23 protein-coding genes are annotated in these 23,704 nt (G+C 64.6%); 3 read left to right on the plus strand and 20 right to left on the minus strand.

The annotated features are described in order from the left end of the window. Positions 1–152: 152 nt before the first annotated feature. Positions 153–1,046: a LysR family transcriptional regulator gene (locus AC0SZ7_RS02805; RefSeq protein WP_475502888.1), complete on the minus strand. Its 894-nt coding sequence runs from the start codon at positions 1,044–1,046 to the stop codon at positions 153–155. Positions 1,047–1,148: 102 nt separating this feature from the next. Between AC0SZ7_RS02805 and AC0SZ7_RS02810 the strand changes: the two genes are divergently transcribed. From AC0SZ7_RS02810 to AC0SZ7_RS02820, 3 genes are all read left to right on the plus strand, one after another. Next, positions 1,149–1,649 (plus strand): hypothetical protein, encoded by a 501-nt coding sequence (locus tag AC0SZ7_RS02810; RefSeq protein ID WP_475502889.1) that lies wholly within the window; start codon positions 1,149–1,151, stop codon positions 1,647–1,649. Positions 1,650–1,859: 210 nt separating this feature from the next. Then, entirely contained in the window at positions 1,860–2,261 is a 402-nt protein-coding gene (locus AC0SZ7_RS02815) for a helix-turn-helix domain-containing protein (protein WP_475502890.1), read from the plus strand. An 84-nt stretch (positions 2,262–2,345) separates the two neighbouring features. Continuing rightward, entirely contained in the window at positions 2,346–2,504 is a 159-nt protein-coding gene (locus AC0SZ7_RS02820) for a YqaE/Pmp3 family membrane protein (protein ID WP_008365129.1), read from the plus strand. A gap of 50 nt (positions 2,505–2,554) precedes the next feature. On the opposite strand, the gene AC0SZ7_RS02825 is transcribed toward AC0SZ7_RS02820, so the two are convergent. The 19 genes from AC0SZ7_RS02825 to AC0SZ7_RS02915 all read right to left on the minus strand — a co-directional run bounded on the left by AC0SZ7_RS02825 (position 2,555) and on the right by AC0SZ7_RS02915 (position 23,702). Then, the gene (locus AC0SZ7_RS02825; protein ID WP_475502891.1) at positions 2,555–2,698 is read right to left on the minus strand and encodes a hypothetical protein; all 144 of its coding nucleotides are present in this window, start codon (positions 2,696–2,698) and stop codon (positions 2,555–2,557) included. Positions 2,699–2,796: 98 nt separating this feature from the next. Further along, positions 2,797–4,632, minus strand: a complete 1,836-nt coding sequence (locus AC0SZ7_RS02830; protein WP_475502892.1) for a S9 family peptidase — start codon at positions 4,630–4,632, stop codon at positions 2,797–2,799. Further along, on the minus strand, positions 4,598–5,758 hold the full coding sequence (gene pqqE / locus AC0SZ7_RS02835) for a pyrroloquinoline quinone biosynthesis protein PqqE (RefSeq protein ID WP_416427204.1): 1,161 nt from the start codon (positions 5,756–5,758) through the stop codon (positions 4,598–4,600). Before pqqE ends, AC0SZ7_RS02830 begins: the two co-directional genes overlap by 35 nt. Continuing rightward, entirely contained in the window at positions 5,730–6,005 is a 276-nt protein-coding gene (gene pqqD / locus AC0SZ7_RS02840; RefSeq protein ID WP_475502893.1) for a pyrroloquinoline quinone biosynthesis peptide chaperone PqqD, read from the minus strand. The genes pqqE and pqqD overlap by 29 nt, the downstream gene beginning before the upstream one ends. Continuing rightward, a complete protein-coding gene (gene pqqC / locus AC0SZ7_RS02845; RefSeq protein WP_475502894.1) occupies positions 6,002–6,757 on the minus strand; it encodes a pyrroloquinoline-quinone synthase PqqC in 756 nt (251 codons plus the stop codon). The genes pqqD and pqqC overlap by 4 nt, the downstream gene beginning before the upstream one ends. A 10-nt stretch (positions 6,758–6,767) precedes the next feature. Next, positions 6,768–7,679: a pyrroloquinoline quinone biosynthesis protein PqqB gene (pqqB, locus tag AC0SZ7_RS02850; protein ID WP_416427201.1), complete on the minus strand. Its 912-nt coding sequence runs from the start codon at positions 7,677–7,679 to the stop codon at positions 6,768–6,770. Between the two features lie 84 nt (positions 7,680–7,763). After that, positions 7,764–7,835: a pyrroloquinoline quinone precursor peptide PqqA gene (pqqA, locus tag AC0SZ7_RS02855; protein WP_010209364.1), complete on the minus strand. Its 72-nt coding sequence runs from the start codon at positions 7,833–7,835 to the stop codon at positions 7,764–7,766. 172 nt (positions 7,836–8,007) lie between these two features. Further along, positions 8,008–10,461 (minus strand): pyrroloquinoline quinone biosynthesis protein PqqF, encoded by a 2,454-nt coding sequence (pqqF, locus tag AC0SZ7_RS02860; RefSeq protein WP_475502895.1) that lies wholly within the window; start codon positions 10,459–10,461, stop codon positions 8,008–8,010. Between the two features lie 35 nt (positions 10,462–10,496). Beyond that, the gene (locus tag AC0SZ7_RS02865; protein WP_475502896.1) at positions 10,497–10,721 is read right to left on the minus strand and encodes a hypothetical protein; all 225 of its coding nucleotides are present in this window, start codon (positions 10,719–10,721) and stop codon (positions 10,497–10,499) included. Between the two features lie 362 nt (positions 10,722–11,083). Next, complete coding sequence (locus AC0SZ7_RS02870; RefSeq protein WP_475502897.1) at positions 11,084–12,160, minus strand: polysaccharide biosynthesis/export family protein; 1,077 nt, start codon at positions 12,158–12,160, stop codon at positions 11,084–11,086. A 51-nt stretch (positions 12,161–12,211) separates the two neighbouring features. Then, positions 12,212–13,624: an undecaprenyl-phosphate glucose phosphotransferase gene (locus AC0SZ7_RS02875; protein WP_475502898.1), complete on the minus strand. Its 1,413-nt coding sequence runs from the start codon at positions 13,622–13,624 to the stop codon at positions 12,212–12,214. Positions 13,625–13,640: 16 nt separating this feature from the next. Further along, complete coding sequence (locus AC0SZ7_RS02880) at positions 13,641–14,843, minus strand: glycosyltransferase family 4 protein (RefSeq protein WP_475502899.1); 1,203 nt, start codon at positions 14,841–14,843, stop codon at positions 13,641–13,643. A gap of 41 nt (positions 14,844–14,884) precedes the next feature. Further along, entirely contained in the window at positions 14,885–15,991 is a 1,107-nt protein-coding gene (locus AC0SZ7_RS02885) for a glycosyltransferase family 4 protein (protein ID WP_475502900.1), read from the minus strand. 31 nt (positions 15,992–16,022) lie between these two features. After that, entirely contained in the window at positions 16,023–17,333 is a 1,311-nt protein-coding gene (locus AC0SZ7_RS02890) for a glycoside hydrolase 5 family protein (protein WP_475502901.1), read from the minus strand. Positions 17,334–17,339: 6 nt separating this feature from the next. Further along, a complete protein-coding gene (locus AC0SZ7_RS02895; RefSeq protein ID WP_475502902.1) occupies positions 17,340–18,662 on the minus strand; it encodes a hypothetical protein in 1,323 nt (440 codons plus the stop codon). Then, positions 18,631–19,878, minus strand: a complete 1,248-nt coding sequence (locus AC0SZ7_RS02900) for a glycosyltransferase family 4 protein (RefSeq protein ID WP_475502903.1) — start codon at positions 19,876–19,878, stop codon at positions 18,631–18,633. The genes AC0SZ7_RS02895 and AC0SZ7_RS02900 overlap by 32 nt, the downstream gene beginning before the upstream one ends. After that, the gene (locus tag AC0SZ7_RS02905) at positions 19,875–20,876 is read right to left on the minus strand and encodes a glycosyltransferase (RefSeq protein ID WP_475502904.1); all 1,002 of its coding nucleotides are present in this window, start codon (positions 20,874–20,876) and stop codon (positions 19,875–19,877) included. The genes AC0SZ7_RS02900 and AC0SZ7_RS02905 overlap by 4 nt, the downstream gene beginning before the upstream one ends. 32 nt (positions 20,877–20,908) lie before the next feature. Continuing rightward, the gene (gene rfaH / locus AC0SZ7_RS02910) at positions 20,909–21,421 is read right to left on the minus strand and encodes a transcription/translation regulatory transformer protein RfaH (protein WP_475502905.1); all 513 of its coding nucleotides are present in this window, start codon (positions 21,419–21,421) and stop codon (positions 20,909–20,911) included. 70 nt (positions 21,422–21,491) lie between these two features. Beyond that, the gene (locus AC0SZ7_RS02915; protein WP_475502906.1) at positions 21,492–23,702 is read right to left on the minus strand and encodes a polysaccharide biosynthesis tyrosine autokinase; all 2,211 of its coding nucleotides are present in this window, start codon (positions 23,700–23,702) and stop codon (positions 21,492–21,494) included. Between the last annotated feature and the right edge of the window lie 2 nt (positions 23,703–23,704).

A 23,704-nucleotide genomic window follows, 5' to 3' on the forward strand; every position in this document is an offset into this window, starting at 1 on the left:
GGGTAATCTTTGCTCATGGACGTCGCGCAGGAAGCGCCGAACAGAACACGGACACGCAAGGAACCCGCCACTGGACGGTGGGCTGAAACGGATGTCAGGGATACAGTCTGCGAAACCCCGCCTCGGCGGGGTTTTTTATTGCCCGTAGTTCTTCACCCCAGTGCCGGGGTTATGACGTCTTCCAGCAGCTGGCGCAGCAGCGTCACCGACGCCTGCTGGCGCTGGGCATCGCGGTACACCAGGCCTACCTGCAAGGGCACGCGCGGTTCGCTGAGGGGTTTCCACAACAGCTCCGGGTCTTCGCCGATCTGCTGCGCACGGCCGGGCAACACCGTGGCCAGGCGCATATAGGGCAGGCTGTCGAGGATGCCCGCCATGTTGTTCAGCTCGGCCTGCACCTGCGCGCGGCGGCCCAGCGCGGCCAGCTGCGCCTGCCAGATCTGCCGTACCTGGAATTCCTCGCCCAGCAGCAGCATCGGCAGCTCGGCGGCCTGGCGCACCGACACCTTCTTGAACTCGCGCAACGGGTGATCTGCCGGTATCACCAGCTGCAGTTCGTCCTCGTACAGCAGCACCCCGTGCATGCCGGGCTGGCGCGGCGGCAGGTAGCTGATGCCGATGTCCAGCGAGCCATTGAGCAGGCGCTTCTCGATCTCCATGCCGGACAGCTCGTAGATCTGGATCACCAGGTGCGGCTGCGCCTTGCGCACCCGCTCCAGCAGTTGCGGCACCATTCCCGGGTGCACGGTCTGCAGCACGCCGATGGCCAGGGTACGCAGCGCCTGGCCACGAAAACCCAGCAGCGCCTCGCGGGCTTTCTGCATGCCGTCGAGCAGTGGCAGCGCGTGGTTATAGAGGGTGTGGGCCGCCAGGGTGGGGAGCAGGCGCTTGTTGCCGCGTTCGAACAGGCTCACGTCGAGGCTGTGTTCCAGCTGGCGAATCTGCTGCGAAAGGGCAGGTTGCGACAACGACAGGCGCTCGGCGGCGCGGCCCACGTGGCCTTCTTCATAGACCGCGACGAAATAGCGCAGTTGGCGAAAATCCATAAGTTTCACTTATCGAAAATGCTCGAAAATCGAAATGGCCCGTCGGCCGGCAAACGCCTAGTCTACGCGCCATTGACAGGGGTTGCAGGCAGGTTGATGGCAATGGGTAGTCACAGACAACTGGGCGTTTACATAGGAAAGACCACGCAGCCGGCCGACGTGCTGAGCCTGGCGCCCAGCCTCGACCAACTGTGCCACGCCACAGCCTGCGAGCAGGCCCTGTTGCTGGGCACCGGTGCGAGCGCCCGTGAGGCCGCCATGGCCCTGGCCCTCGACTGGGGGGCGATGCGCCGCCGCTGCGCCGGCCAGATCATCCGGGTGTGCGACGACGCGCTGGGTGATGCGCTGGCGTTCGGCGACTTGCCGGCGCTGCACGCCGCGGTTGATTCACAAACCGTCGCCATCATGCTTCAGCCCACGGCTGGCCCTGCCGCCGATGCCTACCTCAAGGGCGTCGAACAGCTGTGCCGCGCGCTGGACATCCTGTTGATCATCGATGACTTGAGCATTCCTGTCGCGCAGCCCGACGAGGTTGCCGCACCCCCACTGTTCCAGCGCCTGAGCCTGGCGTTCGCCCGGGCGCGCAGCCACCGCCTGCACTGATTTCCCTGTACCGTCTGCGTGTTTACGCAACGCCCCGGCCTGGATTCCCCCTTGGGTCGGGGCGTTTTTTTTTGCTTGAACCAAAGGCGTTGAACGTAAAATTACGCGTACCAGGGATGCATCCTACGTGTTTGTCGGATTTATCGCATTTTGCGATGTTCGTGGTTGTGCGAGAGTTATCGGCATAGGCAAATGGAAGGAGGAGACCTCTTGAACCCTTCGATCAAATTCGCTGCCGAGCATTGGCATCTGCTCTCACCCTTGATGGCGAAGCCCAGGACAGAGCCTGACTACGATGCGCTGGTCGCTTCGCTGGATGAGCTTCTTTCCCTCATCGGAAGCGATGAGGAGCATCCGCTATCCGACCTGATTGACCACCTGGCCGATCTCATTACCGCCTATGACCTTGAGCGCAGGCCCATGCCAAAGGCTTCAGGCTCCGAGGTATTGAAGTTTCTCATGGACCAGCATCGGCTCAAGCAGGCTGACCTGGACGAGGTCGGTCCGCAGTCGGTGATTTCGGAGATCCTCGCCGGCAAGCGCCAGCTCAACCTTCGGCAAATCCGGGCGCTGGCCCGACGCTTCAAGGTGTCTGCCGACGTGTTCCTTTGACACCAGCAGCGTGTACCTGGCACGGAGTTGAACCCCCACGCCCACGGTGATGTCAGTTGGTTATCAACCTCCAGGAGCCGTACCATGGACTTTATCCGCATTATCGTCGCCATTCTGCTGCCGCCGCTGGGTGTCTTCCTGCAAGTGGGTTTCGGCGGTGCCTTCTGGCTGAATATCCTGCTGACGCTGTGCGGCTACATCCCCGGGATCGTGCATGCGGTGTACATCATCGCGAAACGTTGAAATCGTTCATTTGAGAAATGCCTGACGAGTTAACTCGAATCGGCTGACATTCATTTTCGATCGCCGCGATTAGGCTCCACCTCTTCGACAGAGGTGAAGCCTTTTGAGGCGGGCAAGAAGTGAAAATAGATAATGTAATCAGTCATGTCACGGAAGCCGACGGCAATGTCTTCGTCGATCTTGGGTTTTCCCATGATGAGGCGGTCCGGCTGAAGGCCCTCTCGGAAAAAGCGAGATGCTCAGCCGAATTGGCAAGCCTGTCACCCTCACGGTTGGCTGACACAAGCCTGCCTCACCCCTCCATCACCCGCCGATAAAACCGCCACTCCTGTTCCAGCGCATGCGCCAGGTTCGCCGCCTTGCGGAAGCCGTGGCGTTCGTCCGGGTAGAAGTGCGCCTCGGCCGGCAGGCCGTTGTCCCTCAGGGCCTTGAGCATGTCACGGGTCTGCTGGGGCACGACCACGGCGTCCAGTTCACCCTGGAAGAAAATCACCGGCGCCTTGATGTTGCCCGCGTGGAATAGCGGGGTGCGCTCGCGGTAACGGGCGGCGTCGCGCTGCGGGTCGCCGATCAGCCAGTCCAGGTAGTCACCCTCGAACTTGTGCGTGGCCTTGCCCAGGGCAATCGGGTCGCTGACGCCGTACAGGCTGGCGCCGGCGCGGAAAACGTTGTGGAAGGCCAGGGCGCACAGGGTGGTGTAGCCGCCGGCACTGCCGCCGCGGATGAACGCCTGGTCGGGGTTGATCAGGCCGCGGTCGGCCAGGTGGCTGACTACTGCGCAGGCGTCCTGCACGTCGGCCTCGCCCCAGCGCAGGTGCAGGGCCTGGCGGTAGGCGCGGCCGTAGCTGCTGCTGCCGCGGTAGTTGAGGTCGGCCACGGCGAAGCCGCGCTGGGTCCAGTACTGGATGCGCGAGTCGAATACCGGGAAGCAGGCGGAGGTGGGGCCGCCGTGGATGAACACCACCAGCGGCGGCTGGCTGTCGCCGTTCATGGCCTGGTAGAAGAAGCCGTGGGCCTGGCCGTCGCCACTGGCATAGCGCAGCGGTTGCGGGCGGCTGACCTGGTCGGCGGGCAGCGGCAGCACACCGCCGGCCAGCACCCGCGCCTGGCGGTTGGCGCGGTCGATGGCAATGACCGCTGGCGGGCAGGTGGCAGAGGCAGCGATGGCGTAGATGAATTGCGCGTCGATGGCCAGGCACCGGAAGCGGCTGAAGTCGCCGCTGTAGTCGTGGATCACGCCGTCGTGCTGGCAGATGCCCAGGCGGGCGAAGCCGTCCTCGAACCAGGTGGCGAGGAAGTGCTCACCGGCCAGCGGCAGCCAGGTACTGGCGCCCAACTGCCAGGGAGCCCCGGCGTGGTCGGCCCGGCGGGAGGGCAACAGGGCCCAGCCGTTTGCCGTCTCGCCCCAGGGCTGCCAGAAGCCGTCGACGTCGGACAGGCAGCACAGGCGGCCATCGGCATCGAAGCGCGGCTGCTGCAGCGATTGTTCGTGATCGCCACCCACTTGCTCAGGCTTCCCCCAGGCGCCCGAGGGCAGCCGTCGGCAGGTCATCAGGCGGGTTATGGTCCAGGGTTGGTGGGGCCGGTTCCACTCCACCCAGGCCAGGCGTTGGCCATCGTCGCTGACGCTGGGCGTGGCGTAGAAGTCAGCGCCTGCGGCCAGCACCTGGCGTGTGCCATCGGCCAGGGCAAGGCTCACCAGGCGGTGTTCGACCTGCGCGCCGTGGTGGCTTTCCTCCACGGCGAATACCCACTCGGCGTTGGCCTGCAGGCCACCGTAGCGGCAGTCGTTGTGGCTTAGGCGGCGGGGAGCGGTGCCTGCCAGGTCCTGGAAGTAGAGCTGCTGGTCGGCTTCGTTGACGAACACCAGGCCGTCGCCAGCCAGGCAGAACGAACCGCCGCCATATTCGTACACGCGGCTGCGCACGCTGAAGCCATCAGGGGTCAGGCAGCGCGCCTGTTCGCCCTGCCACTGCCAGATCCGGCAGGCGGCGTCCTGGGGGCGGAATTCGTTCCAGAACAGCCCCGCCGGGCCGACCGCCAGTTCGGCAAAATCGGTGCCGGCGGCAACGGCCTGGGCGGCGCTGAACAGGTCAGGCCTTGGCGATGATTCTCGAGTTTCGTTCATTTCGGAAGGCCAGTTGTTCGATCGTCTGCGTGGCAGTCTCTGACTCTTCACGGGCCTTGAGGATGATCCCGTGGTCCGCGGATTTACTGCACACGGGGTCGGCATTGCTGGCATCGCCGGTCAGCATGAAAGCCTGGCAACGACAGCCACCGAAGTCCTTTTCTTTCTCGTCGCAGGAGCGGCACGGCTCGGGCATCCAATCATAGCCACGGAAGCGATTGAAACCGAACGACTCGTACCAGATGTGCTGCATGCTGTGCTCGCGCACGTTGGGGAACTGGATCGGCATTTGCCGCGCGCCGTGGCAGGGCAGGGCGGTGCCGTCCGGGGTCACGGTGAGGAAGATGCTGCCCCAGCCGTTCATGCACGCCTTGGGGCGTTCCTCGTAGTAATCCGGGGTGACGAAGATCAGCTTGCAGGGGTTGCCCTCGGCCGCCAGCTTTTCGCGGTACTCGTTGGTGATGCGCTCGGCGCGCACCAGCTGCTCCTTGGTGGGCAGCAGCCCCAGGCGGTTGAGCTCGGCCCAGCCATAGAACTGGCAGGTGGCAAGCTCGACGAAGTCGGCTTCAAGCGCGATGCACAGCTCGATGATACGGTCGATCTTGTCGATGTTGTGCCGGTGGGTGACGAAGTTCAGCACCATGGGGTAGCCATGGGCTTTCACCGCACGGGCCATTTCCAGCTTCTGCTTGAACGCCTTCTTCGAGCCGGCCAGCAGGTTGTTGACCTGCTCGTCGCTGGCCTGGAAGCTGATCTGGATATGGTCGAGGCCGGCGGTCTTGAAGTCGGCGATCTTCTGCTCGGTGAGGCCGATGCCAGAGGTGATCAGGTTGGTGTAGAACCCCAGCTGCCGCGCCTCGCGGATCAGCTCGGCGAGGTCCTGGCGCACCAGCGGCTCGCCACCGGAGAAACCGATCTGTGCAGCGCCCATTTCCCGGGCTTCACGAAATACCTTGAACCATTGCTCGGTCGTCAGCTCCTTGCCCTGGGCAGCGAAGTCCAGGGGGTTGGAGCAGTACGGGCACTGCAACGGGCAGCGGTAGGTCAGCTCGGCCAGCAGCCACAGGGGCAGGCCGACCGCAGGCTTGGCCGGCAGCTCAGGCAAGTTCGATCCAGTGCTCTGCACGAGCGACCTCCATGAATTGCTCGATGTCGTCACCAAGCTCGGGTACGCCGGGGAATTGCTTGTCCAGTTCGGCGATGATGGCGGTGACGTTGCGCTGGCCATCGATCAGCCCGCCGATGGCGCTGGCGCTGTCGTTGAGCTTGATCATCCCTTCAGGATAGAGCAGCACGTGGCCTTTCTGCGCTGGCTCGTACTGGAAGCGGTAGCCGGGCCGCCATTTTGGGGTCAGGTTGCGATCGAAACTCATAAGGCTATCCCCTTGTGCCAGACGCGCTGGCCAGTGACGCTGTGGTAGGGCGGGCGGTTCAGCTCGTAGGCCATGGTCATGGCGTCGAGCATGCTCCACAGGATATCGAGCTTGAACTGCAGGATTTCCAGCATGCGCTGCTGGCCTTCCGCGGTGGTGTAGTGCTGCAGGGTAATGGCCAGGCCATGTTCCACGTCACGCCGGGCCTGGCCCAGGCGGGTGCGGAAGTATTCGTAGCCGGCCGGGTCGATCCACGGGTAGTGCTGTGGCCAGCTGTCCAGGCGCGACTGGTGGATTTGCGGGGCGAACAGCTCGGTCAGCGAGCTGCTGGCGGCTTCCTGCCAGCTGGCGCGGCGAGCGAAGTTGACGTAGGCGTCCACGGCGAAGCGCACGCCGGGCAGTACCAATTCCTGGGAGCGCAGTTGGTCTGGGTCCAGGCCCACCGATTGGCCCAAACGCAGCCAGGCCTCGATGCCGCCGTCCTCGCCAGGCGCGCCATCGTGGTCCAGCAGGCGCTGAATCCACTCGCGGCGCACTTCACGGTCCGGGCAGTTGGCCAGGATCGCGGCGTCCTTCATGGGGATGTTGACCTGGTAGTAGAACCGGTTGGCCACCCAGCCCTGGATCTGCTCGCGGGTGGCGCGGCCTTCATACATCGCCACGTGGTACGGGTGGTAGATGTGGTAATACGCACCCTTGGCGCGCAGGGCCTGCTCGAATTCGGCCGGGGACATTGCCTTGGCGTCGGTCATGCTCACACTCCTACAGTTCGATGCTCATGCCATCGAAGGCGACTTCCACGCCGCGGCGGGTCACTTCGGCGCGTTCGGGCGAGTCTTCATCGAGTATCGGGTTGGTGTTGTTGATGTGGATCAGCACCTTGCGCGGCTTGCTCAGGCCGTCCAGCACTTCCAGCATGCCGCCAGGGCCGTTCTGGCACAGGTGGCCCATCTCGCGGCCGGTGCGGGTACCCACGCCACGGCGCTGCATTTCATCATCCTCCCACAGCGTGCCGTCTACCAGCAGGCAGTCGGCATCGGCCATGTGCCCCAGCAGCGTGTCGTCCACCTGGCCCAGGCCCGGGGCGTAGAACAGCTTGCCGCCGGTGCGCAGGTCTTCCACGCGCAGGCCCAGGTTGTCGCCCGGGTGCGGGTCGAAGCGGTGCGGCGAGTAGGGCGGCGCGGCGCTGCGCAGCGGGAACGGGGTGAAGCGCAGGTTCGGGCAGGCAGGGATGGTGAAGCTGCCTTCCAGCTCGATGCGGTTCCACTGCAGGCCACCGTTCCAGTGGCTGAGCATGTTGAACAATGGGAAACCGGTGGTCAGGTCCTGGTGGACCATGTCGGTGCACCACACTTGGTGCGGGCAGCCTTCGCGCAGGCTCAGCAGGCCGGTGGTGTGGTCGATCTGGCTGTCCAGCAGGATGATGGCGTTAATGCCGGTGTCGCGCAGGGCGCGGGCCGGTTGCATGGGCGCGAAGCCCTGCAGCTGGGCGCGGATATCCGGCGAGGCGTTGCACAGGACCCAGTGCACGCCGTCATCGGACAGGGCAATCGAGGATTGGGTACGCGCCTTGGCATTCAGGGTACCGTCGCGGTAGCCCTTGCAGTTCACGCAGTTGCAGTTCCACTGGGGGAAACCGCCACCGGCGGCAGAACCTAGAATCTGGATGTACATGGGAGGCCTGTGACGTCTGACTTCAAAATGGACAGCAAAAATAAAAACGCCCCGGCTGACCGAGGCGCTGTACTGCGATAAAAATCAACGGCTGGCGAAGTACATGGTGACTTCAAAGCCGATGCGCAGGTCGGTGAAAGCTGGTTTGGTCCACATAGGGTGACTCCTTCTGGGTGATGGATGAAAGTGGTACTGGTGCAACACATCAGAGCCACCTCCGTTGGGAGATGTTCATCTGCTTAGGGGACTATCTTACTAAATTCCAGTGTACTGAAACGTTAAATTGCATTAACCCGGCTGAGAAAGCTCATTACAGCCTGCGTAATGATCACCCCGCCACCTGCCACGTTTCGTCCACTGCCGGGCCGTTGGCCAGGCACAACCAGCCGGCTTGAGCCTCCAGCAATTGCCCGGCGGCCTGCAGCAGCGAATCACTGCGCAGGCGCCCGAACGCCTTGCGCAAATGGTCAATGAAATCGGACGAGTGGCCCGCCAGGCGGGCCTGCCACAGGCTCTCTGCGGCTTGGGCCAGTTCCATGTCGGCCAGGCTGGTGCGCGCGGCAAGGTCGCGGTACTGGTTGCTCAGGGCAGTGCCGGACTGGGCGCGGATCAGTGCCGGCACGCTGTGCAGGAAGGTCTGGATGTGTTCGAGAATTTCCGCCATGGGCGTGCTGGGCGACTGCACGCCGAACAGCAGGCCAGGCCGCCCGGCCACCTGCCGGAAGCCGCTGAACACCGCGTAGCCCAGTTGCAGCTCCACGCGCATGCGCTGGTAGAAGGGCGACTGGCACAGCTGGCCGAGCATCTGCCAGGCGGCCTGGTCGATGATGTCGTCGCCGGCGGCCGGGCAGAACAGCAGCAGCGCCTGTTCGTTGGAATCGGTGTTCACCTGGCTCCAGGTGCGCCCGTGCAGCGGCAAGGGCGGTTGGCACAAGCGGGTGTCGGCGCGGCCGGGCATTTTCAGCAGTGCCACATTGATGGCCTGGCTGACGCCCATGCCCAGGCCCACGGCCAGGCCGTCCCAGCGCGCGTCTTGCCACAGGCGTTGCAGCAGGGGCGGCTGGAGTTGCTCATCGCGGCCCCGCGACGGCGTTTGGAAATAACCCAGGCTGTGCTCGGGCAAGCGCTTGAGCAGCTCGCGGATGGGGATCTGCGGCGGTGGTGCGCTGAGCTGGTTGGCCTGGCGCCAGACTTCCGGGGTGGGCTGGGTGAGGTTTTCCAATGCTTGCTCCACCAGCGCCGGCATGGGCTCCTGCACGCCGCACAGGCGCAGCTGCCAGTCGTCGCCAAGGCTGGTGAAGGTCATTTGCACGCCGGCCTGGCTGGCCTCGGCGCGCAGTTTGGCGAGGTTATGGTCCAGCAGGCGCCAGAGGCCGGCGCGTTGCGCCGACTTCACCCGCCAACGCAGGTACAGGCACCCCTCGTGGCTGGTGGACTGGGGCGTGCTGACCACGTCCAGGCAGGCCGGTGCCGGCACCATCTGGTCAGGGCGGCGGCTGGGCCGCAGGAAGCGGTTGCGCTGCGGCAGCCGCCATTTGACATCGGTGTCAGTGGCCTGGCGCGCCTGTGGGGCATGCAGGATGGCGTCGCCGCGCAACTGGTTGAGGATAGCGCGCAGGGCCGCGATGGCGGCCTGGCCGATAGCCGGGTCATGGCCCTGGCCGAAATGCTCGGTGTCGTGGCGCGCCAGTTCCAGGGCGGTGCTGACCAGCTGGCGGCGCTGGCGCAGCAGGCGGTATTCCTCGCGCAGGCCCTGCCAGTCGTCGTGGGACTGGAAAAACTCCAGCCAGGCCAGGCACAGCTCGCCGATCAATGGCCGCAGCGGCTGGCCGACGGCGGTCAGTTTGAATTCGATGTTCAACACCGCCTGGTCGTCGAAGCAGTACAGCGGCGCCAGGCTCAGGCCTTCCACCAGGCCGCGGCGCTGCAGCTCGGCAAGCAGGCCGCCGGGCTGCGGCGAGGTGATCCAGGTGGCCAGGAAATCGATGGCGGTAGTGCTGTCGCCCGGCACGTCCTGGCAGGCGAACACCAGGTTGAGGCGGCTGGGGTCGAGCACGTCCACGGCCGCAAGCGGCGCATCCAGCAGCGCGGGGCTGGGTTTGCGCGGGCTGAGGCTGCCAGCGCGCAGCTGGGCGCCGGCTTTCTGCGCCAGCGCGCGCAGCTCGTCCAGCGGTTGCGGGCCGGCCAGGCTCAAGGTCATCTGCCCGGCCTGGTAGAAGCGTTGGTAGAAGGCCTGCAAGCTGTACTGGAACGCTTCGCGCGGCACGGGCAGGCTGTAGCGGTTGCCGGCATGAAACGCCCGCAACGGATGGCTGGCGGCCAACGGCGCGGTCAGCCACTGCAGGTGCCGCGCCTGCGGGTCACGGCTCCAGGCAATGAACTCGGCGTGCAGCACTTCGCGTTCGCGCAGCTGGTATTCGCGGTCCAGGCGCGGCTGGGCGAGCATCTCGCACAGGCGCTCCAGTGCGCCGGGGAAGGATTCGCCGGGCAGCTCGAAGAAGAAATCGGTAGTGCGCTCGCGGGTGCTGGCATTCAGCTGCCCGCCGTGGCGCTGGACGAACGGCATCAGCGCGTTGTCGTCCTGGTAGCGTGCGGTGCCCAGGAAGAACAGGTGCTCAAGAAAATGCGCCAACCCCGGGAACGCCGGGTCGGTGTCATGGCTGCCGGCCGCCACGCGCAAGGCTGCAGCGGCGCGTTTCAGGCGTGGGTCATGGCGAAGCTGCACGCGCAGGCCGTTATCCAGTACCAGGGAGGCGAATTCGGTGGGGGCGGCATCGAGCATGATGGTTCCGTTGGCATTGCGATATGAGGCTAATGCTAGCGGAAGTTTGCCAAGGCATATAACGCAAAAAGCCCACCGGATCGCCGGTGGGCTTTTGGGTGGAGCGTTTGTAATCGAGCCGCGATAGCTGAAACACCGCCGACTGCTGTTGCTTCCGTGCGGCCTTTGATCTTGATTGTGTGCCCCATAAAGCGCCAGGGCCGACTGGAGGCGTTGGCCGAGCGGTCCACGGCGTAGCCTGCTTCGGCGAATTCGATCATATCCATTTTCGCGGCGAGACCACCGACCGTTTCGGCCTTACGCCGACTCACTTTTTTTCAGACGCCAAAAAAAGTAAGCAAAAAACGCTTGCCCCTGCTTGGGCCCTACGCTGCGCTACGGGTCCCCTCCTTCCGGCGCCGCTCAACGGGCAGACGGCACCCGCTATAGAAGCCTGCGGGTTACCGTCTCTTCGGCCTGCGGCCTCGGCCCTTCGGGCAGCCCGTTGATCGACGCCTCCAGTCGGCCCGGGCGCTTTACGGGGCATACAATCAAGGTCAAGAGCCAGATCAAAAGCAGATCAAAAGCAGATCAACGGCGGATCTAGATCAAGATCAGGATCAGTCGCGGGGCAACATCTGCCTCAGTGGTTAAACGCTGCTGTCGTCCCTACGACAGTAGCCGACGGCAACAACTGACTGATGAAACGGTTCCACCGCGTAATATTCGCAGGCCCCACAAACACCACGTCCGAAGTCCGCAGGTCAAACTGGCGCGCCAGCAGGAAGGCGGTGGGCTTCTTGGCGTTGAGGAAGAACACGGTCGGTGGCTGGCCGTTGCCGTCCTGGGCGCCGCGGATCACGTAGATGGCCTCGGCGTTGGCGGTTTCCTGGCTCAGGCCGCCAGCGTTACCCAGGGCTTCCATCAGGTTGAAGGTGCTGGTGCCGTAGTTCATCACCTGCGGTTTCTGCACCTCGCCCAGCACGTAGATCTTGTTGGCGTGGTCGTTGCCCAGGTGCAACTGGTCGCCATCTTTCAGGTAGATCTCGTTCAGGCGCGAGTCCGTGCGGTTCAAGGTGTCGATGTCCATGACGTATTCATGCCCATCGCGCTTGAGGATCAGGTTGGCCAGGTTGGCGTCGCTTGTCTCGCCGCCCGCGCGGCTGATGGCGTTCACCAGGTTCAGCGGGATGTTGTTCAGCGATTGCGGCCCGGGGTTCTTCACCGCCCCGGAAATGATCACTTTCTGGCTGTCATAGGACTGGATGTTCACGTCCACCTGGGCCCCGGCCAGGTACTGGCCCAGCGCTTTCTGCAGGTTGGCGCGAAACTCGGGCACGGTCAGCCCGCCAGCCTTGATCGAGTTGATGTAGGGGTAGTACAGCGTGCCGTCCAGGCGCACCACGCGGGCGCTGGCCTCGGCCTGGGTCTGGTTGGAAGGCGAGTTCAGCTCGGCGTGTTCCCACACGGTGATGATCAGGTTGTCACCCGGCCCGATGCGGTAATCGGCGGGTCGGTAGCTGGTAAGCGCTGCAGGGATGGGCTGCGGCTTGTAGATGGTGCGTTGCTGGTTGACGGTGGTCGAGGTAATCGGCACCACGGTCACCGGGCCGGTGTCCTTGTCCTGTACGTCGTCGGGGGTCATGTGCTGCCCGGGTGCAAAGGCGCAACCCTGGACCAGTGCGGTAATCAGCAAAATACCCAGTATGGATCGCTTCATGGCAAAGTCTTCCTTGGAGAAGGCGTTTCTCCGGTGTTGGTCTTGTAGGAGTCAGAAAGCGTTTTTGTGCACGAATCCCTTGAACAGGGTCAGCGCAATGATTTTCAGGTCCAGCCAGACGGACCAGTGTTCGATGTAATCGAGGTCGAACTCGATGCGTTTCTGCATTTTGTCCAAGGTCGTGGTCTCCCCGCGCCATCCATTGACTTGTGCCCAGCCGGTGATGCCGGGCTTGACCTTATGCCGCAACATGTAGCCGTTGACCTGCTTGCGGTACTGCTCGTTGTGCGCCACTGCATGGGGACGCGGCCCGACGATCGACATATCGCCGCGCAACACATTGAAAAACTGAGGCAATTCGTCCAGCGACGTGCGCCGCAGGAAGGCCCCGAAGGGGGTTACGCGGCAATCGTTGCGGCTGGCCTGCACCACCTCATGGCCGTTTTCCTGGACGGTCATGCTGCGAAACTTCCAGACCATGATCGGCCGCCCATCTAAACCATAGCGTGTCTGGCGGAAAAACACGGGGCCGGCGGAGGTCAATTTGATCCCCAGGGCGATGAGCAGCATGGGCACGGTGATCATTGCCAGGATCAGGCTGCTGACGACCACGTCCTCGAAGCGTTTCACCAGCTGGCTGGAGCCGTCCATGGGCGTGTCCACCAGGCTGATGCTGGTGAGGCCGTTGATACTTTCACTGCGGGCGTGCAGCAAATCGAACATGAACACGTCAGGAATCAGGTAGACCGACGCCGTGGTGTCGCTCAGGCCCTTGACCAGCGTGCACAGCGACGGCTCGCAGCTCATGGCCAGGGTGATGTAGACCTTGTCGATGCGCCCGGCGCGCGCGTCCAGCACCAGCTGGTCGAGGCCACCCAGCACCGGCAGGCGGCGCTGCAGCTGGTCCAGCGCCATCTGCTGCGGTTCATCGTCGTAGAAGCCCAGCAGGCGCAGGCCCATCCACGGCGCGGCGGCGATCGAGCAGGCCAGGCGCTCGCCCACCGTGCCGGTGCCGACAATGGCCACGCTGCGGGTGTTGAAGCCGCGGCGGCGCAAGGCCTGCAGGGTGCTGCGGATCAGCAGCCGGTAGCCGCACAGGGCGAACAGCACCAAGGCGAACCAGGCGATGCGCTGGCGGTCCAGGACGAGCTCCGGGCGGGTCAGCAGGTAGTCCACCAGCAGCACGCAGCAGAATGTCAGGGCCCAGTAGTTGAACACCCGCAGCAGTTCGCGGCTGACCCGCTCGCCGCGCCACGAGCCATACAGTTGGTGGTACTCGCACAGCCAATGGAAAAGCATCACCGTGGCCATCAGGTGCAGCCAGGTGTCGCTGTCGTGCAGCCGGTCCTGCAGCCAGGCGAACCACAGGCTGCAGGCGGCGATCACGGCAAGGTCGAGGGCGCGGTGTGCCAGGGACAAGGCCGACTGGTGGGCCTGGAGGATGCCTTTGAACGGTGTTGCCATGACAGAAACTCCCCACTCACAAGGTTTTCACGTTGGCAGCCAGCACCGGTGCCAGGCTCAGGCGCGGGCCGTTGCTGGCCAGTGGCAGGGCCACGGGTGGGTGCTCCTGGGCCCAGCGGCTCTCGACGAACTGGCGCATTTCCCGTTCGAAGCGCTCCTGGGAGAAGCGCTCGGCGTTTTCACGGCAAGCCTGGGGGGTGATGCGGTGGGCGTTGTTCTCGAATTCGCGCACGCCTTCGATGATCGCGGCCACGGTCTGCTGGTGGTAGAACACCCCCGTGGGTTGCTCGTGGTCCAGGCCGTGCACCGTTTCCAGGCTGCCGCCGCGGCCAAAGGCAATTACCGGCGTGCCGCAGGCCTGGGCTTCCACCGGGCTGATGCCGAAGTCTTCCTCGGCGGCGAAGACAAAGCCCTTGGCGTTGCGCATGTATTCACGCAGCGCGGTGAAGGGTTGGTAGCCCAGCAGGGTGACGTTGGCACCGCTCACGGCCTGGCACTTCTCCATTTCCGGGCCGTCGCCAATCACGATCAGGTGTTTGTCGGGCATGTTGCGGAAGGCCTCGACAATCATCGGCACGCGTTTGTAGGGCACCATGCGTGAGGTGGTCAGGTAGTACTCTTGCTTGACCGGCTGCAGGTCGAAGCCCTGGGTGTCGACGGGCGGGTAGATCACTGTCGAGTGGCGGCGGTAGGCCTTGTCGATGCGCCGGCCGATGAACTGCGAGTTGGCGACGAACTCGTCCACGGCTGCCGCGGTGCGCTGGTCCCACATGCGCATGTAATGCAGGATCATGCGCGCCATCTTGCTCTTCAGGCCGTGGCTCAGGCCGGCTTCGTTCAGGTACTGGTGCTGCAGGTCCCAGGCGTAGCGAATGGGCGAATGCACGTAGCTGATGTGCAACTGGTCGGGGCCGGTAAGCACGCCCTTGGCCACGGCGTGGCTGCTGGAAATGATCAGGTCGTAGCCCGACAGGTCCAGTTGCTCGATGGCCAGCGGCATCAGCGGCAGGTATTGCTGGTAGCGGGTGCGCGCCTTGGGCAGGTGCTGGATGAAGGTGGTCTGGGCGCGCTTGCCACCCAGGTGGGCACGGTCTTCGTCGCTGAGGAAATCGATGACCGAGAACAGGTCGGCCTCGGGCCAGATTTTCAACAGTGCGGCCAGCACGCGTTCCGCGCCTGCGTACGTCACCAGCCAGTCATGGATGATTGCGATTTTCATGATGCCACCACTTGTTGTTATGGCAGGGCAGGGCCCCGCGATTATTTGGGTACGCTGGCGTTCAGGGGCAGTGCGCCACGGTGTGGCGGCGGCTCGGCGAGCAGGGTGTCGATGCGTTCGCTGATCAGCGCCGCCGAGCGCTCCCAGTCGAAACGCGACACGTTGTGCAGGCCCAGGGTGCGCAGTTGCTGGCGAATGCATTGGTTGGTCAGCACCAGGTTCATGGCCTGGCTGATGTGCTCCACGTCCAGCGGGTCGAAGTACAGCGCGCTGGACTGCAGCACTTCGGGAATCGACGCGGCGTTGGCGGCCAGCACCGGGCAACCGCAGGCCTGGGCCTCCAGCGGCGGGATGCCGAAGCCTTCGTACAGCGAAGGGAAGACGAAGGCGGCGGCGCCCTGGTATTGGGTGATCAGCTCTTCGTCGCTGAGCCGGCCGAGGAAACGGATACGCTTGTCGCTGCTGGCGAGGCGTTCAAGGCTGGGGTCGGCGAAGATGCCATTGGCGGCGCCGACAATGCGTAGCTGCACCCGGTCGTGCCCCCGCAGCTGCAGGAAAGCCTTGATCATGCGGCTGAAATTCTTGTGCTCGCTGGGCGACGACACGGCCAGCAGGTAGGGGGTGCGTTGCTTGCCGGCCACACCGGGCTGGAACTCGTCGCTGACGGCGTTGGGTACCACCAGGATGCGTTCCTTGGGGAAGTCGTAGAACTCGGAGATCTCGCGGCGGGAGAAGTCGCTGACCGTGATCAGGTTCTTCAGGTGCCGCAGCAAAATGGGGGTCATCACCCGGTAGCTGGTGCGGAACGCCCAGGTGTAGCTTTTGGGGTGGCGCACGTAGGTAATGTCGTGGTGGGTGGCTATCTGGTTGCGGTACAGCAGGGGCGCGGTCGCACCCAGCGACACCAGCAGCGGCGAGCCCTGGCGGCGCAGGTAGCGCGGCAGTTCCAGTTGTTCCCAGCGGTGGCCGCCGTGGTTGCCCACGGTCTGCACGTTGAGGCGCCGGGCGGTGTCGTGCATCAGAATGCGGTCAGGGCTGACGAACACCAGGTCCGGGCGCCGGGCCTGCAGGGCCAGGCTCACCTGCTCGGCGAAACGCTGCACACCGCGCAGTTCCTGGGTCAGAAAACGAGCATTGATAACTACCATCGGTCGGTCCTTCAAGGCGTGGCCTTGTCGCTCAGCGGGTGAATAGCCAACTGGCCGTGCCAAGGCTGATGATTCGGGGGAAGACGTCCAGCGTGATTACCGTGGTGCAATGTTCTTCTTCAGCTTTCGGGCACAGCCATTGCCCGGAGGTAACCCGGCCCCGCTCGGGGTAGCGGGTGTCCAGGGTCTGAACTGCGCCCTGCTGGCGGCCGTTGGCTTCCACCTTCACCTGGCGCGGTTCGCCGACGGTCCAGGCCACCAGCACCTGGTCATCGCCCTTGGCGAAATTGAGCAGGTACAGGTCGCCCACCTGCAGGCTCTTGAGGCTGTCGTAGCGGTACTGGGTGAGCACCGGGCTGATGGCCTTGAGCACGTTGTAGGCCGGCTTGGGCGCAAGGTTGGGGCGCAGCAGGCCGAAGTGGTGCTCGAATTCCTCGGGGTCGGTGCCGTCCTCGGTCAGGTCGTACCACCACATGCCCTTGATGTTGGGGCGGGTCTTGGCCAGGAAGAAAGCGCGGGCCAGGTACTGCGCCTGGGTGGCTTCATCGACGCCACACTTGCCGGTGTTGCTCGGCCAGCCCATCTCGGTCAGGTACAGCGGCACCGGCTTGCCCGCCAGCCGGGTCAGGCGCTGGTCGATGGCGCCTAGCCACTGAATCCAGCTTTCCGGGGTCTTGCGTGGGTCTTTGTCGCCGTAGCAGTGCACGTAGGGGTGCAGCGACAGCCCGTCGACCCAATCGGTGATGCCGCCCTGCACCAGCCGGTCGGCAAAGCCTTCGTTGATGCCGGCGCTGGTCACGGCGCCCGCCAGTACCTTGGCCTTGGGGTCGTTCTGGCGGATCTGCCGGCTGGTCAGCTTGACCAGCGCCAGGTAGTCGTCGCTCAACCTGCGGTCACCCGCACCGGCCAGGTCCCACTCGTTCCATACCTCGTACAGGTTCACCCGCCCGGCCATGGCGCGGGTGACGAAATCCACGTAGCTGGCGAAACCGTTGCTTACCGCCGGGGTGCGCGGCAGCGCGTTGTTGTCGTAGAACTGGTTGCCGTAATCGAGGATCACCAGGTTGGCCATGCCCCGGCCAACCCTGGCGGCATCGTACTGGCGCCAGCTGGCGGGGAACTGCAACTGCCCCGGGGCCAACTCCACGCGGGCCCAGTAGGCATCCTCACGCACCGAGTTGATGCCGGCTTCGCTGGCCAACTGGAATTGGCGCGCCAACTGTGGCGAGCCGTCCATCAAGTGTGTGGCGGTACCGACGATGAACGGCTCGGCGGCTGCTACCACACCGGGGGTCATGGCGCCCTGAAAGGCCAGGGCCAGGTAGAGAGGCAGTCTTCGCATAGTCGCTCACAGGGCTCGCACGGGCAGGGCAAAGGCCGGGGTTCGGGGTTTGGGTAGCGGGCTGGCACGACGGGCGCTGGCAGGCATGGCCTTGCGCCGCAGGGCTACCGCCACGGCGAAGCCCAGGAACAGCGAGGCAACCGAGGCTTCGGGCACGTCGGTGGTCCAGCTGACCAGCGTCAGGCAGAAGCAGATGCTCACCAGCGCCCTGGACAGGCGGGTGCTCTTGTCACGCAGGCCGATCATCAGCGCGATCATCAGGCCGTACACCACCAGGCCCGCGGCACCGAAGGTGGCCCACAGGTACAGCGCGCTGTTGTCGGCCACCACCGGCGCGTTGGCGCTGTAGATGGGGAATGCGCTGGTGGTGCTGCCGACCATGCCGAAGCCTGCGCCCACCCAGCTCCAGCCCTGGCTCCACTGGTTGTGCACAAGGTTGGGCCAGGTGTTCATCAGGCGGTCGTAGAACGACGCCAGCACGCCGCTCTGGGCCGTGTCCGCGTTGTTGTCGAAGGTCATCATCAGGCCCATCACCGGCAGGGCGATGCCCATGGCCACCACCACCGTGAAGATCACCCGGCAGGTCAGGCGGTGTTGCAGCATGGGCAACACCAGCACGGTGCAGGCGTAGGCCACGGCGGTGGATTTGTTGGTGGTGAGGTAGATGGCCACCATGCAGGCGCCGAACATCAGCAGCTTGAGGATGTTGGAGCGCATAAAGGCGGTCAGGTACAGGCTGAAGACGGCGATCATCACCGACAGGACGGTGGACATGCGGCTGAAGCCGGCGATGCGGTCCACGCCGTTTTCATTCCAGCTCGTGTTGGCGCTGACCTCGGTGTCGCCGATGTTGTAGCTGTAGCCCTTCCACGGCACTGCGGTGTACTTGTCCAGGGCCAGGCCCGCCAGCGACGCCGCCAGGCACAGCAGGACCACCACCGCAAACAGGCGCTTGCGGTGCTCCAGGTGCATGCCGCACACCACGGCGAACAGGAACGGGGCATACATGTAGAACGCGAAGCCGACGTTGCTCAGCGTCGCACCGTGGATCATGCCCAGCAGTGCGGCGCTGACCAGCAGCAACAGGGTGATCCAGAAGCCGCGGCCGCCCTTGTAGGTCAACAGCTCCAGGGCAAACAGCGCCAGGCAGGCGGCCTTGGGCAGGTACAGCAGGGCCGAGGCGCCAGCCTGGTCGAGGTAGAAGCGCAGGGCGCCGGAGAAGGTCTCCACCACGATCAGGCTGCAGGCCACCAGCACCACGATCAGCGATTTGCTGACGGCGATGCGCAGGCCGCGCCTAGAGGGATTCGGAGGCAGGCTGGTTTGCATGATGGGCGCCTCGGTTCTGATAGACCTGGGAAAACAGCTGTTGGTAACTGTCGAGCATGCGTTCAATGTCCAGCAGCGGCGCCACGCTGGCCCGGGCCTGGCCGGCCAGTTGCCGGCGCAGTTCGGGCTGGCGGTACAGGCGCAGCATCGCCAGGCCCAGCGAATCGGGCTCGTCGGGGTTGCACAGCAGGCCGTTGATGCCTTCGCGGATAATTTCCGGCAGGCCGCCACGGTGGCTGGCGATCACCGGCACCGAGTGGGCGCAGGCCTCTACTGCCACCATGCCGAAGGGCTCGTTCCACAGCGACGGCACCAGGGCGACGTCGATCTGCCGGTAGAAGCTCTCGGGCGACTGGTAGCCCACCAGGTGAATGTTTTCGGCGTCACCGATCAGCTGGCGCAGCTCGCGTTCGTAGTCCTGTTGCCCGCGCCCGGCGATCTGCAGGGTGGCGTTGAACGGCAGGCGCTTGAACTGCTCGATCATCCAGCGCACGCCCTTGTGGTCGGACAGCGTGCCGAGGAAGCCGAACCGCAGCGGTTCGCTGTGTGCCAGGCGGCCCTTGGGCCAGTGCGGCACCACTTCTTCCACGCGTGGGCTGGCGTTGTAGATCACGTGGGACGAGGCGTTGCGGAAAAACCGCGCGGTGTGCAGCCGGTCCAACAGGAAGTGGCTCACGCCCACCACCGCGTCCACCTGCGCCGAGCGCTCGGCGTGGCCCTGGCGCAAGGTCTGGCACAGGGTGCAGGGGCCGTTGCAGCATTGGCGTTTCTTGAACATCAGGCTGCCAGGGCACAGCAGGTACATGTCGTGCAGCACTTGCACGATGGGTACATTGGCCTTGGCGATCTCGTCCCACACCGCCACCGACCAGCCACCCAGGTTGTGGCACACCACCAGGTCGATGTTTTCCAGCTGCATCACATGGCGCACGTAGCCACGCATGCCCATGTTGTAGCGGTCGCGCAGGTGCCAGCCCAGGCGGGCCAGGGCGTTGGGCCGCTGGTCGCTGAAGTGCCAGTACGTGTTCAGCACGCCGGCGCGGTATACCTTCACGCCTTTCACCCGGTCTTCCACCAGGCCAGGCGCAGCGCCGGTGGTCAGCACGCTGACGTTCATGCCGCGCCGGTGTAACCCTTCTACCGTGCGTTGCAGCACGATTTCAGCGCCGCCGCCAATGTTTGGCGAGTACAGGCTGGAGAGGAAGAGCACGTTCATAGCGGGAACGACTTGTTGAGGCCAAGGCGGCCGGATTCACCGTCGGCGATGGCTTGCTGCAGCAGCGCGAAGCGGGCGCGGGTGCCGCGGCGCCAGGCCACCAGGTGCAGCAGGGTCATGAACACGGCGCGGTTGAGGCTGTACATCCAGTGCCAGCGCGCCCACACGAATTTGTCGAACCAGGCCTGGTTGCGCGCGGTGTAGTAGGCGCGCAGGTCGGAGTCGCCGAGCAGGAAGGCTTCGTAGATATTGCCGGTGCGCGCCTTGATGTTCCACGAGTGTTCCAGGTCTTCGAGCTGGGCGTCGGTGACCAGGAAGATATGCCCGCCGCTGGCAGTGATGCGCCGGGTGTATTCGGTGTCGTCGGCGTACAGGATCATGTCGGTGCGTGGCAGGCCGATGTTCTCGTACATGGTGCGGTGGCCGAGCAGGCCGCCGTAGGTGGCGAACGGCAGCTTCACCAGGCTGTGGTGCATGCTTTCGGCGTGTGGCTTGCCCCAGGGCAGGCGCCGCCACAGTTTGTAGGGCAGCTGGGCGATGTGGAAACCGAAGCAGCTGGAGCGGTGCGGGAAGGCAAAGCGCCGTGGCACGCCGGCGGCGATGTCGGCCTGGTGGGTGGGGCGGAAGCCCAGCACGGCCACCTGGGCGCGGCCCAGCTTGCGCGAGCATTCGGCCAGGCGCTGGTGCAGCAGTTCAACGGCGCCGGGGGTAGGCGCGTTGTCGTCGTCCATCAGCCAGATGTACTCGGCACCGGCCTGCAGCGCGGCGCTGATGCCCACGGCGTAGCCATTGGCCGAGCCGGTGTTGGCAGGCAGGTCGATGATGCGCACCTGGGCGGGCCAGCGGCGCAGCAGCGGGCCCAGGTCGGCACTGGCAGCGTTGTTGACCACGATAACCTGGCCGATTTCGACACAGGCCAGCGAGCGCTCAATCAGGGTTTGCAGGTAGTGAAGCCGGTCCCCGTAGGTCAGGGTGACCAGGGTGGTAGTCGCAAACATGGCGGATCCCCCTCTTGTTGTTTGGCTGTCGCTCAGCAGGCCGGCATGGCCACGCGCGACAGGCTGCTCTTGGGCAAGCTGACGCGTTGTTCACGCTGCAGCAGATTGAGCAGGATCACCGCCCGTTCCTGGCCGTCGTCACTGAGGAAAATGGCCTGGATTTCACTGTTGCCGGTCCGCACCATCACGGCTTCGCCCTGGTTGAAGCTGGGCGCCGGTTGCGGCGCTGCCAGGCGTTGGCGAATCTGCGCGATCAGGCTGTCCGGCACCGGGCAGGGCGCGCCGCCGAACGCCACGATGCGGCACACGCCACGGGTGGAGCGGATCGGGTACCAGCTGTCGCCCTGTTCCAGGCGGATGAACAGGTAACCGGGGAACAGCTCTTCCTCGACGGCTTTGCGTGCCCTGCGGGCATTGTCGAGGGGGGCCTTGAGCGGGCGAAAACACTCGAACTGCTGACGAATCAGGTGTTCTTCGGCACGGCCTTCCTGGCGCGGCTTGGTCTGGATCAGGTACCAGTTGGAGCTGTCGGTGAAGTGGCTCATGGTGCTGTTCTCGCTTGCCCCCCGGCAGTGGCCGGGGGGCTGTCAAAGGCCCGGGGTCATGGCGCTGCGGTCATTTCTTGCCGGGGCCGTAGTTGTAGGCAGAGCAGTCGTATTCGGCGGTGGCGGCCTTGCGTTGGATGCCGTTGAAAATGGCACCCTTCACCAGCACGCCGTTCTGCGCGAGGCGGCGCTTGGCACTCTCCACTTCCTTGACCGAGCTTTTGCCGAAGCGCGCCACCAGCAGGGTGGTGCCGGCTTGGCGGCCCACCAGGGCGGCGTCGGTGACGGCCATGATGGGCGGGGTATCGATGATCACCAGGTCGTACTTGGGCGACAGCTCGCGCAGCAGCTTGTGGAAGTTGTCGTGCATCAGCAGTTCGGACGGGTTGGGCGCCGCGAAGCCGCAGGAGATGAAGTGCAGGTTGTCCACCGCAGTGGCGTTGATCACTTCACGGTTGCTCAGGCGCGCGGCCAGTGCGTCCGACAAGCCATGGCGTGGTTGCAGGCCGAGCACTTTGTGCAGGTAGCCCTTGCGCATGTCGGCGTCGATCAGCAGCACCTTCTTCCCGGTCTGGGCGATGATCACCGCCAGGTTGGCGCTGACGAACGACTTGCCCACTGCCGGGCTGGGGCTGGAAATCATCAGCACGTTATTGCGGGCTTCGAGCATGGCGAAGTGCAGGCTGGTGCGCAGGCTGCGCAGTGACTCGACGGCCAGCTCGGTAGGTTCGGCAACGCCCAGCAGCTTGGCCTCGGGCCCGCCGTTGCGTGCCTGGCGACCTTTGTTCAGGCGGTCCTGCAGGCGCGACAGCGGCACCGAGGCGTACACCGGAATACCGAGGTTTTCGATGTCGTCGGGGTTGACGATGCCCCGGTCGAAGGCCTGGCGAATGAAGATGATCGCCACGGCCACCACGCCACCCAGCAGAAGGGACAGCAGCACGATCAACTTGCGCATCGGCTTCACTGGCTCTTCGACGTTGGCATCGGCCTTGTCGATGATGTGCACGTTGCCGATGTTGCCGGCGCGGATGATGTCCTGTTCCTGGGTCTTGTTCAGCAGTTGGGTATAGGTCTGGTTGGTGACCTGTTGCTCACGGGTCAGGCGCAGCAGTTCCTGCTGGGTTTCAGGCAGGGTGCGGACCCTGGCCTGCATGGCAGTCTTCTGTGCTTCCAGTTGGTTGATCTGGTTGGTCAGGGCCACCTGGGTTGGGTGCTGGCGGGTGTACAGGCGGTCCAGGTCAGGGCGTTTGAGCTTGAGCTCGGAGATGGTGTTGTCCAGTGCCACCACCTGGTTGAGCAGGGCGGTGGTTTCCTGGCTGATGTCTACCGACTTGCTGCGCATCTGGTAGTCATGCAGCGCGTCTTCGGCCTTGGTCAGTTCGCCCCGCACGATAGGCAGCTGGGAGCGCAGGAACTGCAGGCGCTGTTCGGCTTCGGCCGAGGTGCGTTCCAGGTTCTGCTGCACGTACAGGCGGCTGACGTCGTTGAGCACGGTGTTGGCCTGGGCTGGGTCAGGGTCTTCCAGCGACAGGTAGACGATGCCCGAGTCCTTGCCGGCTTCCACCACTTTCAGCTTGTTCTGGTAGGCCAGCTGGGTCACCAGGGCACGGTTGCGCGCCAGGTCGAATTCAGTGCCGGGGCGGGCCTGCAGGGTATCGACCTTGAGGCTGATGTCGCTGCCGGTGGCCAGCTCGCCGACCTGGCCCTTGAGCAGCAGGGCGCCGTCGCTGTCCTGCACGCGGTATTGGCCATTGTCACCGGCCACCAGGGTCATTTTCTTGCCCAGCAGGCTGTCCGGTACTTCCAGGGTCGACACGGCGATTTTTTCGCCGCCCCAGGCAAAGCTGTCCAGGCCCAGGAACGGTGCGGCCACGGGTTGCTCGGGGGTGGCCTTGAAGTGCCGGGCCATGTAGCCGCCAATGCCGGGAACGCGCTTGGGCTGCTGGATGATGTCCAGGTTCAGCTGGTTGACCACCTCGCCCAGCACTGCGCGCGAGCGGATCAGCTCGATCTCGGCGGTAGCCTGGGACACGGCGTTGGGCTTGGTGTTGATTTCCGGGGTGGCGTCCAGGCCGACACGCTTGGGCTCGATCTGGATCATCACGTTGGCCTGGTAGATCGGCGTTGCCAAAATGGCGAACGCCAGGCCAGCCACGGCGAAGGTACCGACCACGGTGGCGATCAGGCGCTTGTGGTCGAACAGGGTACGCAGGATGGTTGCCAGGTCCAGCTGAGTATCCTGGTAGTACTCCAGTGAAGAGCGGCTCATTGCGGTCATTT

The organism is Pseudomonas sp. JC1203, assembly GCF_056175065.1.

What these genes read in the sequence shown, in the direction of transcription:
- AC0SZ7_RS02805 (WP_475502888.1), bottom strand. Translation starts at nt 1,046, where the DNA reads ATGGATTTTCGCCAACTGCGCTATTTCGTCGCGGTCTATGAAGAAGGC.
- AC0SZ7_RS02810 (WP_475502889.1), top strand. Translation starts at nt 1,149, where the DNA reads ATGGGTAGTCACAGACAACTGGGCGTTTACATAGGAAAGACCACGCAG.
- AC0SZ7_RS02820 (WP_008365129.1), top strand. Translation starts at nt 2,346, where the DNA reads ATGGACTTTATCCGCATTATCGTCGCCATTCTGCTGCCGCCGCTGGGT.
- AC0SZ7_RS02825 (WP_475502891.1), bottom strand. Translation starts at nt 2,698, where the DNA reads ATGGGAAAACCCAAGATCGACGAAGACATTGCCGTCGGCTTCCGTGAC.
- AC0SZ7_RS02830 (WP_475502892.1), bottom strand. Translation starts at nt 4,632, where the DNA reads ATGAACGAAACTCGAGAATCATCGCCAAGGCCTGACCTGTTCAGCGCC.
- pqqD (WP_475502893.1), bottom strand. Translation starts at nt 6,005, where the DNA reads ATGAGTTTCGATCGCAACCTGACCCCAAAATGGCGGCCCGGCTACCGC.
- pqqC (WP_475502894.1), bottom strand. Translation starts at nt 6,757, where the DNA reads ATGACCGACGCCAAGGCAATGTCCCCGGCCGAATTCGAGCAGGCCCTG.
- pqqB (WP_416427201.1), bottom strand. Translation starts at nt 7,679, where the DNA reads ATGTACATCCAGATTCTAGGTTCTGCCGCCGGTGGCGGTTTCCCCCAG.
- pqqF (WP_475502895.1), bottom strand. Translation starts at nt 10,461, where the DNA reads ATGCTCGATGCCGCCCCCACCGAATTCGCCTCCCTGGTACTGGATAAC.
- AC0SZ7_RS02865 (WP_475502896.1), bottom strand. Translation starts at nt 10,721, where the DNA reads ATGATCGAATTCGCCGAAGCAGGCTACGCCGTGGACCGCTCGGCCAAC.
- AC0SZ7_RS02870 (WP_475502897.1), bottom strand. Translation starts at nt 12,160, where the DNA reads ATGAAGCGATCCATACTGGGTATTTTGCTGATTACCGCACTGGTCCAG.
- AC0SZ7_RS02875 (WP_475502898.1), bottom strand. Translation starts at nt 13,624, where the DNA reads ATGGCAACACCGTTCAAAGGCATCCTCCAGGCCCACCAGTCGGCCTTG.
- AC0SZ7_RS02880 (WP_475502899.1), bottom strand. Translation starts at nt 14,843, where the DNA reads ATGAAAATCGCAATCATCCATGACTGGCTGGTGACGTACGCAGGCGCG.
- AC0SZ7_RS02885 (WP_475502900.1), bottom strand. Translation starts at nt 15,991, where the DNA reads ATGGTAGTTATCAATGCTCGTTTTCTGACCCAGGAACTGCGCGGTGTG.
- AC0SZ7_RS02890 (WP_475502901.1), bottom strand. Translation starts at nt 17,333, where the DNA reads ATGCGAAGACTGCCTCTCTACCTGGCCCTGGCCTTTCAGGGCGCCATG.
- AC0SZ7_RS02895 (WP_475502902.1), bottom strand. Translation starts at nt 18,662, where the DNA reads ATGCAAACCAGCCTGCCTCCGAATCCCTCTAGGCGCGGCCTGCGCATC.
- AC0SZ7_RS02900 (WP_475502903.1), bottom strand. Translation starts at nt 19,878, where the DNA reads ATGAACGTGCTCTTCCTCTCCAGCCTGTACTCGCCAAACATTGGCGGC.
- AC0SZ7_RS02905 (WP_475502904.1), bottom strand. Translation starts at nt 20,876, where the DNA reads ATGTTTGCGACTACCACCCTGGTCACCCTGACCTACGGGGACCGGCTT.
- rfaH (WP_475502905.1), bottom strand. Translation starts at nt 21,421, where the DNA reads ATGAGCCACTTCACCGACAGCTCCAACTGGTACCTGATCCAGACCAAG.
- AC0SZ7_RS02915 (WP_475502906.1), bottom strand. Translation starts at nt 23,702, where the DNA reads ATGACCGCAATGAGCCGCTCTTCACTGGAGTACTACCAGGATACTCAG.